Source organism: Streptomyces aureus, assembly GCF_001418135.1.
GTDB lineage: Bacteria > Actinomycetota > Actinomycetes > Streptomycetales > Streptomycetaceae > Streptomyces > Streptomyces aureus_A.
On sequence record NZ_LIPQ01000370.1, the window covers coordinates 1 to 7,903 of the forward strand.

Genomic DNA, 7,903 nt, shown 5'->3' on the forward strand with positions numbered 1-7,903 from the left:
CTCCGGACCGAGGCCCGCCGGGCGGGATCAGCCGGCGGGCCTCGGTCCGGAGGCATCCGCCGGGCGGGCTCAGCCGGGCAGCTGGAGGGACTTGACCTCCTGGAACTCCTGGATGCCGTGGCGGCCGAGCTCCCGGCCGATGCCGGACCGCTTGTAACCCCCGAACGGAGCGGCGGCGTTGAACTTCGCGCCGTTGACGTCGACCTGGCCCACCCGTAGCCGGCGGGCCACGGCGACGGCGCGGTCCTGGTCGCCGGACCAGACGGTCGCGGCCAGGCCGTAGTCGGAGCCGTTCGCGAGGGACACCGCCTCGTCGTCGTCCTCGAACGCCATGACCGCGAGAACGGGTCCGAAGACCTCCTCGCGGGCCAGCGGCGAGGACGGGCTGACATCCGCCCAGACGCTCGGCGCCACGTAGTGGCCGGTCGGGGGCAGCGCGGCCGCGGCGTCCTGGCCGGCGATCCGACGGGCGCCCGAGCGGGCGGCCTGCGCCAGATGGCCGAGGACCCGCTCCCGCTGCCCGGCGGAGGCGAGCGGGCCCAGCAGGGTCGCCGGGTCCTCGGGGTCGCCCGGCAGGTAGCCGGCGACGACCGTGCGGGCGATGTCCAGCGCGTCGTCCAGCCGCGCCCGCGGCACCAGCAGCCGGGTGCGGGCGGTGCAGGTCTGTCCCGCGTTGTGCAGGGCGCTGCGGACCCCGTCCTCGACCGCTGCGGCCAGGTCGGCGTCCGGCAGGACCAGCGTGGCCGACTTGCCGCCGAGCTCCAGGCAGGTCTTCTTGACCGTACGGGCCGCCGCCGCGCCGACCTCCCGGCCGGCCTCCAGCGACCCCGTGAAGGACACCAGGTCGACGCCGTCGTCGACGGTCAGCGCGGCGCCTGCCGTCGCGCCCCGGCCGGGCACCAGGTTGAAGACGCCCGGCGGCAGCCCGATCCCGTCGATGAGCTCCGCGAGGAGGTACGAGGAGAGCGGGGCGAGTTCGCTCGGCTTGAGCACCAGGGTGCAGCCCGCCGCGACGGCCGCACCGATCTTGGCGACCGCCTGGTGCAGCGGGTAGTTCCACGGCGTGATGGCGCCGACCACGCCGACCGGCTCGCGCACCACGAGGGAGTGCCCGATCCGCTCCTCGGCCGTGGCCGCGGCGAGCTCCGCCGTGAAACCGTCGAGCACGCGCACCGGCAGCCCCGCCTGGACGCGCCGGGAGAACGTGATCGGCGACCCCATCTCCCGCGTGACGGTCTCCGCCAGCTCGTCCTGGTGCTTCACCAGGGCCTCGCGCAGCGCCGTCAGGGCCGCCGCGCGCTCCTCGACGCCGGTCGCCGCCCAGCCGGGCAGCGCCCGGCGGGCCGCGTCCACCGCGCGCCAGACGTCCTCGCTGCCGCAGTCCGGGACCTCGCCGACGATCCGCAGGGTCGCCGGGTTCTCCACGGCGATCGTGCCGGTGGCGCGCGGGGCGGTCCACCGGCCGTCGACGTAGACCTGGTGCAGGGGGAGGGAATTCATGGCGTGACGGGTCTCTTTCGGCAGGATCGAATGAGTTGAATTCCTCCGGCGAACGGGCAGGAGGGAGGGAATTCACGACGTGACGGCGGACCAATGTACGGAGCCCGGCCTCCCGTGGACTGGATGAATTCTGTATGTCGAACTGCCGCCCTTATCGGGTGGTGACGACCCGTGAAAAGGCGTTAAGGTGCGGTGCTTGAAATGCCGGGACGGGTGAGTTCCCGGCCGTTCGGGAAGACCAGGGAAGCAGGCCGTCAGTGATACCAAGCCCGGTACGTGCCCGGAATACCGCAAGCCCGGACGGGCGCTGGCTGCGCCGGCCCCGCCCGGTGCCCGCGCCGAGGATCCGCCTGGTGTGCCTGCCGCACGCGGGCGGCACCGCCGGCGCGTTCTACGGCTGGGCCGACGCCCTGCCGGACGACGTGGAACTCGTCACGGTGCAGTACCCCGGGCGGCAGGACCGCTTCGGCGAGGCGTGCGTCAGCGCCATGGGTCCGCTCGCCGACAGCGTGGCGCGGGAGCTGCTGCCGCTGTTCGACCGACCGGTCGCGCTGCTCGGCCACAGCATGGGCGCGGCCCTCGCGTACGAGGTCACCCTGCGACTGGAGGCGCTGTACCGGGCCCGGCCGCGGCACCTGTTCGTCTCGGGACACGGCTCGCCGCTGAGCCCCCGCGGCGGCCGGGACCTCCATCTGCGGGACGATGACGCCATGGTCGAGGGCCTGCTCGCGCTCGGCGGCATGGACCCGGCGGTGGTCGCCGAGCCGGAACTGCTGGCCCTGCTGCTGCCGTCGTTCCGCGCCGACCTGACCCTGATCGAGACCTACCGGCCCGCCGCGGCGCGGCCGGTGACCATACCGGTGACGGCGTACGTCGGGGACGCGGACCCGGGCGTGCCCGTCGCGCACGCCGCCGCCTGGTCGGATGCGACGTCCGGGGAATTCTCCCTGCAGGTCTTTCCCGGCGACCATTTCTCCCTCGTGCAGGGGAGCGAGATCGTCACGGACGTCGCGCGCGTTCTCGCCGGCCCGCACTGATCCCCCCCCGCTTGCCCTCTCCGGAGCCCCCGGCTTCCCCGTCCTTTCCTCGATTTCCCCGCGCACCCGACCGCCGGCCGCCGCGGGAATTCTGTCCGGCGCCGTATCGGCGCCGCCCGCACGAAGCCATCCCGACCCGACGTATTTCCTGTTCCAAGGAGCCTTTCGACATGCTGCCCGACGACGACGTGGCCACGAAGGTCCGCGCACTCATGGTCGACGCCCTCGATCTCCGCCTCGACCCCCAGGACATCGGTCCGCAGGTCTCGCTCTACTCGCCGATGATCCAGCTCGACTCGCTCAACCTGCTCCAGCTCCTGCTCGCCGTCGAGACCGAGTTCGGCGGCCACGTCGAGGACGAGGACGTCATGGAGGCCGACCTGGAGACCGTCGGCGACCTGATCGAGCTCGTCCGCCGGCACGTCGCCGGCCTGCGGACGGAGACCCCGGCATGAGGGCCGTGCGCAACCAGTACCTGCTCGACGAGGACGACGTCCCGACCCACTGGTACAACATCCTCGCCGACCTCGACGTGCCGGCCTCCGACGTCCGCCGTGCCCGGCCCGCCGCACGGCCGGACGCCGGCGCGACCGGCGACGCGCGGACCGCGGACCGCGGGTCCACCGGGGCCAACATCCCGCTCTCCATGTACCGCGGCAGCGTCGGCACCGAGCGCCATGTGAAGATCCCCGACCCGGTGCGCGCGCAGTACCAGCGCTGGCGCCCCACGCCGCTGATCCGCGCCCACCGCCTCGAGCAGGCGCTCGACACCCCCGCGCACATCTACTACAAGTACGAGGGCGCCAACGCCTCCGGCAGCCACAAGCTCAACTCGGCGCTCGCGCAGGCCTACTACTACAAGAAGGCCGGCGTCCAGGAGATCACCACCGGCACCGGCGCCGGCCAGTGGGGCACCGCGCTGTCGATGGCCTGCCACGCCCTCGACCTCGCCTGCACCGTCTTCATGGTCAACTGCAGCTACCGGCAGAAGCCCTACCGCCGGGTCCTGATGGAGCTCAACGGCGCCCGCGTCATCCCCAGCCCGAGCGGCACCACCGAGGCGGGCCGCGCCCTGCTCGCCGCCTCGCCCGACGGCGACGGCAGCGTGGCCATCGCCAACGCCGAGGCCCTCGAACACGCCCGGACCGTGACCCGCGGCGCCTTCTCCGTCGGCAGCGGCGAGAACCACGTCCTGCTGCATCAGACGGTCATCGGCGAAGAGGCCCTGCTCCAGATGGAGCTGGCCGGGGAGTTCCCCGACGTGGTCATCGGCGCGATGGGCGCGGGCAGCAACTTCGCCGGTCTCGCCTTCCCCTTCCACCGCGAGAAGTTGCGCACCGGAGCCGCGACCCGGCTGGTCGCCGTGGAGCCCGAGGCGTGCCCCAAGATGACCCGGGGCCGCTACGCGTGGGACTACAACGACTTCTCCGGCACCACCCCCATGACGAAGATGTACACCCTCGGCCACACCTTCGTCGCGCCCGGCGTGCACGCCGGCGGACTGCGCTACCACGGCGCCGCGCCGCTGGTGAGCGCCCTCTACGACCGTGGCCTCATGGAGGCCGTGGCCTACGGGCAGAAGGACGTGTTCGAGGCCGGGGCGTTCTTCGCCCGCACCGAGAACCTCATCCCCGCCCCCGAGTCGGCGCACGCCGTCAAGTGCGCCGTCGACGAGGCCGTGCGCGCCCGCGAGGAGAACCAGCCGCGCGTCATCCTCTTCAACGTCAGCGGCCACGGGCTGCTCGACCTGTCCGCGTACGACCAGTACCTGGCGGGCACCCTGGAGGACCACGTGGTCTCCGACAGCCACATCGCCGCCTCGCTGGCCGGGCTGCCCGCCCTCGACCCGGTCGGCGGCCGCCCGTGAACCTCAGCCCCACCGAGGAACAGACCGCTCTCGTCGACCGGTTCCGCCGGCTCGGCCGGGACCTCGGCGCCGACCTCCCGGCCCGGGAACGCACCGGGACGCTCCAGCCCGGCGACTGGCAGCGCTGCGCCGACGCCGGAGTCCTCGGCCTCCCCGTGCCCCGCGCGTACGGCGGCCTCGGTCTGGACCCGCTGACCTGCGCCCTCGCCCTGGAGGGCCTGGGCGAGGGCTGCCGTGACAACGGCCTCATGATCGCGCTCGGCGCGCACATCTGGGCCGCCGAGATCCCGCTGCTGCTCTTCGGCGACGAGGAGCAGAAGAACCGCTATCTGCCCGGACTCTGCGACGGCCGGCTGATCGGCGCCCACGCCATCACCGAGGCCGGATCCGGCTCCGACGCCCTCTCCCTCACCGCCACCGCCCGCCGCGACGGCGACCACTACGTCCTCGACGGAGCCAAGCGCTTCGTCACCAACGCGCCCCTCGCCGACGTCTTCCTCGTGTACGCCACCGTCAACCCGGCCCTCGGGTTCACCGGCGTCACCGCCTTCCTCGTCGAGCGCGGCAACGCGGGACTGACCGTCGAGACCCGCTACGAGAAGGCCGGACTGCGCACCGCGCCCTGGGGCGAGATCACCCTCAGCGGCTGCCGCGTCCCGCTCTCCGCGCGGCTCGGCGCGGAGAAGCAGGGCTCCCGCATCCTCTCCGCCACCATGGCCTGGGAACGCTCGCTGATCCTGGCCCCGCTGCTCGGCGCCATGGGACGCCAGATCGACGACTGCGTCCAGTACGCGCGCACCCGCGAGCAGTTCGGCCGGAACATCGGCAAGTTCCAGTCCGTGTCCCACCGCATCGTCGAGATGCGGATCCGGCTCGACGAGGCCCGTCTGCTCACCCACCGGGCCGCCTGGGACCTCGGGCGGGACGTCGCCTCGCACTACGCCGAGGCGGCCCAGCTCCGCACCAGCGAGTCCGCCGTCGAGACCTTCCTCGACGCCCTCCAGGTGTACGGCGGCCTCGGCTACACCACCGACACCGACGTCGAACGGAATCTGCGCGACGCGCTCGGCACCCGGATCTCCTCCGGCACCTCCGACATGCAACGACTGGTGATCGCCGAGAAGCTCGGCCTCACCACCCGCGCCCGCGCCGCGTCCCACCGCCCCGCAGGAGCCCGCCATGCGCACGCTGAATGAGCTGCTGACCCACACCGCGGCCACCCGGCCCACGGCCGAGGCGGTCCGCCACCGGGGCCGCTCCACCGACTACGCCGGCCTGGACCGGGCGGCCACCGCGCTCGCCGCGACCCTGCGCGAGCAGGGCGTCCGCCCCGGCGACCGGGTGGGCCTGTGGTTCGGCAAGTCGACCGAGACCCTCGTGACCCTCCACGCGATCCTCAAGTGCGGGGCCGCGTACGTCCCGGTCGACCCGGCCACGCCCGTCGCCCGCGCCGCGTACATCCTCGGCGACTGCGCCGTCCGCTGCCTGGTCACCGACGCGCCCCGGCTCGCCCTGCTCCAGGAGCACGGCGTTCCCGCCGCGCTGCGCACGGCCGTCCTCGTCGGCGACGAGGACGGCCCGTCCGGCGACCCGGCACTCCGGTCGACGAGCTGGGCCCAGGCCGTCGACCGGCCGGTGCCCGACGGGTTCACGCCCGCCGCCGTCGGCCCCGACGACCTCGCCTACATCCTCTACACCTCCGGATCCACCGGCACGCCCAAGGGCGTCATGCTGTCCCACCGCAACGCGCTGGCGTTCGTCGACTGGACCGTGACCGAGTTCGGGCTGACCGCCGAGGACCGGCTGTCCTCCCACGCCCCCGTCCACTTCGACCTCTCCGTCTTCGACGTCTTCGCCGCCGTGAGCGCCGGCGCCTGCCTCGTCCTCGTGCCCGAGCACCAGCGGGCCCTCGGCCCCGCGCTCAACCGGCTGGTCGCCGAGGAGGGCGTCACCGTCTGGTACTCGGTGCCCGGCGCCCTCATCCGGATGCTCGACGCCAAGAACCGTGCCCTGCTGGAGAGTTCACGGCTGCGAACCGTGCTCTTCGCGGGCGAGCCGTTCGCGCTCAAGCACCTGCGGCGGCTGCGCGCGGCGCTGCCGGGAGCGGCCCTGCACAACCTGTACGGCCCGACCGAGACCAACGTCTGCACCCACCACCGGGTCACCGACGCCGACCTCGCCCCCGACCGAACCGCGTCCCCGCCCATCGGCCGCCCCTGCCCGTACGCCGACGCCCGGCTCCTCGGCCCGGACGGCCGGCCGGTCCCCGACGTGCCCGGCGCCGAGGGCGAACTCTGCGTCACCGGCGACTCGGTGATGCTCGGCTACTGGGGGCGCACCCCGGCCGCCGAGGTCGCCGGGGGAGCGGCCCGGACCCACCGCACCGGCGACCTCGTCCGGTCGCTCGAGGGCGGCGGCTACCTCTACCTCGGCCGCCGCGACCACATGATCAAGATCCGGGGGCACCGGGTCGAACCGGAGGAGATCGAGGCCGTCCTGATGCGCCTGCCCGACGTCCACGAGGCGGTCTGCGTCGCCGTCCCGGACGCCGACGGCAACCAGGAACTCCAGGCCCATGTGGTGCCCGCCGACGGCGCGGCCCCCGACCCCGCCGACCTGCGCGCCCACTGCGTGGCGACCCTCCCGCGCTACATGGTCCCCGCCGCATTCCACCTTGCCGGTTCCTTCCCCCGCACCTCGACCGGCAAGACGGACCGCCGTGCCCTGGCCGCCCTCGCCCTCCAGGAGGCGGCGTGACCGCCCGCGTGCTCACCCTGCGCCGGCCGAGCCGGCTGCTCGGCCGCGACAAGGGCGTCAACATCGTCCTGCCCGGCGGCTACAGCGAGGACGGCCCCGCCCACCCCGTCCTGTACCTGCTGCACGGCTACGGCGGCAGCAAGGACACCTGGCTCGTCAACACCCGTCTCGTCGACCTGCTCAGGGACAGCCGGACCATCGTCGTCCTGCCGCAGAGCGGACGCCGCTGGTTCGTCAACGACCATGCCGGACTGCGGTACGAGGACCACCTCGTCCACGAGCTCGTCCCGGCGGTCGACGCACGGTTCCACACCCGCGCCGACCGCTCCGGGCGCGCGGTCGGCGGCTTCTCCATGGGCGGGGCCGCCGCGCTCTTCCTGGGTCTGCGGCACCGCGACCTCTTCGGAGCGGTCGCCTCGCACGCCGGCGCCTTCGAGGCGCCGCTGCGGACCGGGGACCCGTACGCCACGTTCCGCTCGGACCCCGCGTTCGCGATGCCCACCGTGGAGAGCCACGAGCGGGTCTGGGGCCCGCCCGGCAGCGAGACCAGGCGGCGCTACGACCCGTACCGCCTGATCGGACAGGACAGCCGCACCGCGCCGCCCGCCCTCTACCTGGACATCGGCACCGAGGACCACGACCGGATGCGGGCCATGAACCGCCGGGTCCGCTCGTGGTACGCGACCTCGTGGCCGCGCTCGCGCAGCGCGTCGCGGACCCGGCGGTTCATGGCCCGCATCCG

General features: G+C 73.7%; 7 protein-coding genes. 6 read left to right on the plus strand and 1 reads right to left on the minus strand.

What is annotated here, in order from left to right; genetic code table 11:
- Positions 1-69: 69 nt before the first annotated feature.
- Positions 70-1,500, minus strand: a complete 1,431-nt coding sequence (locus AOK00_RS27615) for an aldehyde dehydrogenase family protein (protein ID WP_055602972.1) — start codon at positions 1,498-1,500, stop codon at positions 70-72.
- Between the two features lie 353 nt (positions 1,501-1,853).
- Between AOK00_RS27615 and AOK00_RS27620 the strand changes: the two genes are divergently transcribed.
- From AOK00_RS27620 to AOK00_RS27645, 6 genes are all read left to right on the plus strand, one after another.
- Positions 1,854-2,537 (plus strand): thioesterase II family protein, encoded by a 684-nt coding sequence (locus AOK00_RS27620; protein WP_254047522.1) that lies wholly within the window; start codon positions 1,854-1,856, stop codon positions 2,535-2,537.
- A 170-nt stretch (positions 2,538-2,707) separates the two neighbouring features.
- Complete coding sequence (locus tag AOK00_RS27625) at positions 2,708-2,992, plus strand: phosphopantetheine-binding protein (protein ID WP_037640250.1); 285 nt, start codon at positions 2,708-2,710, stop codon at positions 2,990-2,992.
- Positions 2,989-4,404 carry a TrpB-like pyridoxal phosphate-dependent enzyme gene (locus AOK00_RS27630; RefSeq protein WP_055602973.1) on the plus strand — a complete coding sequence of 472 codons (1,416 nt, stop codon included), beginning with the start codon at positions 2,989-2,991 and terminating at the stop codon, positions 4,402-4,404. The genes AOK00_RS27625 and AOK00_RS27630 overlap by 4 nt, the downstream gene beginning before the upstream one ends.
- Positions 4,401-5,600 (plus strand): acyl-CoA dehydrogenase family protein, encoded by a 1,200-nt coding sequence (locus AOK00_RS27635; protein ID WP_055602974.1) that lies wholly within the window; start codon positions 4,401-4,403, stop codon positions 5,598-5,600. The genes AOK00_RS27630 and AOK00_RS27635 overlap by 4 nt, the downstream gene beginning before the upstream one ends.
- Positions 5,584-7,161: an amino acid adenylation domain-containing protein gene (locus AOK00_RS27640; RefSeq protein ID WP_055602975.1), complete on the plus strand. Its 1,578-nt coding sequence runs from the start codon at positions 5,584-5,586 to the stop codon at positions 7,159-7,161. The genes AOK00_RS27635 and AOK00_RS27640 overlap by 17 nt, the downstream gene beginning before the upstream one ends.
- Positions 7,158-7,903 (plus strand): alpha/beta hydrolase (locus AOK00_RS27645; RefSeq protein ID WP_055602976.1); only part of this gene is annotated, 746 nt, incomplete at its 3' end. The genes AOK00_RS27640 and AOK00_RS27645, both read left to right, overlap by 4 nt.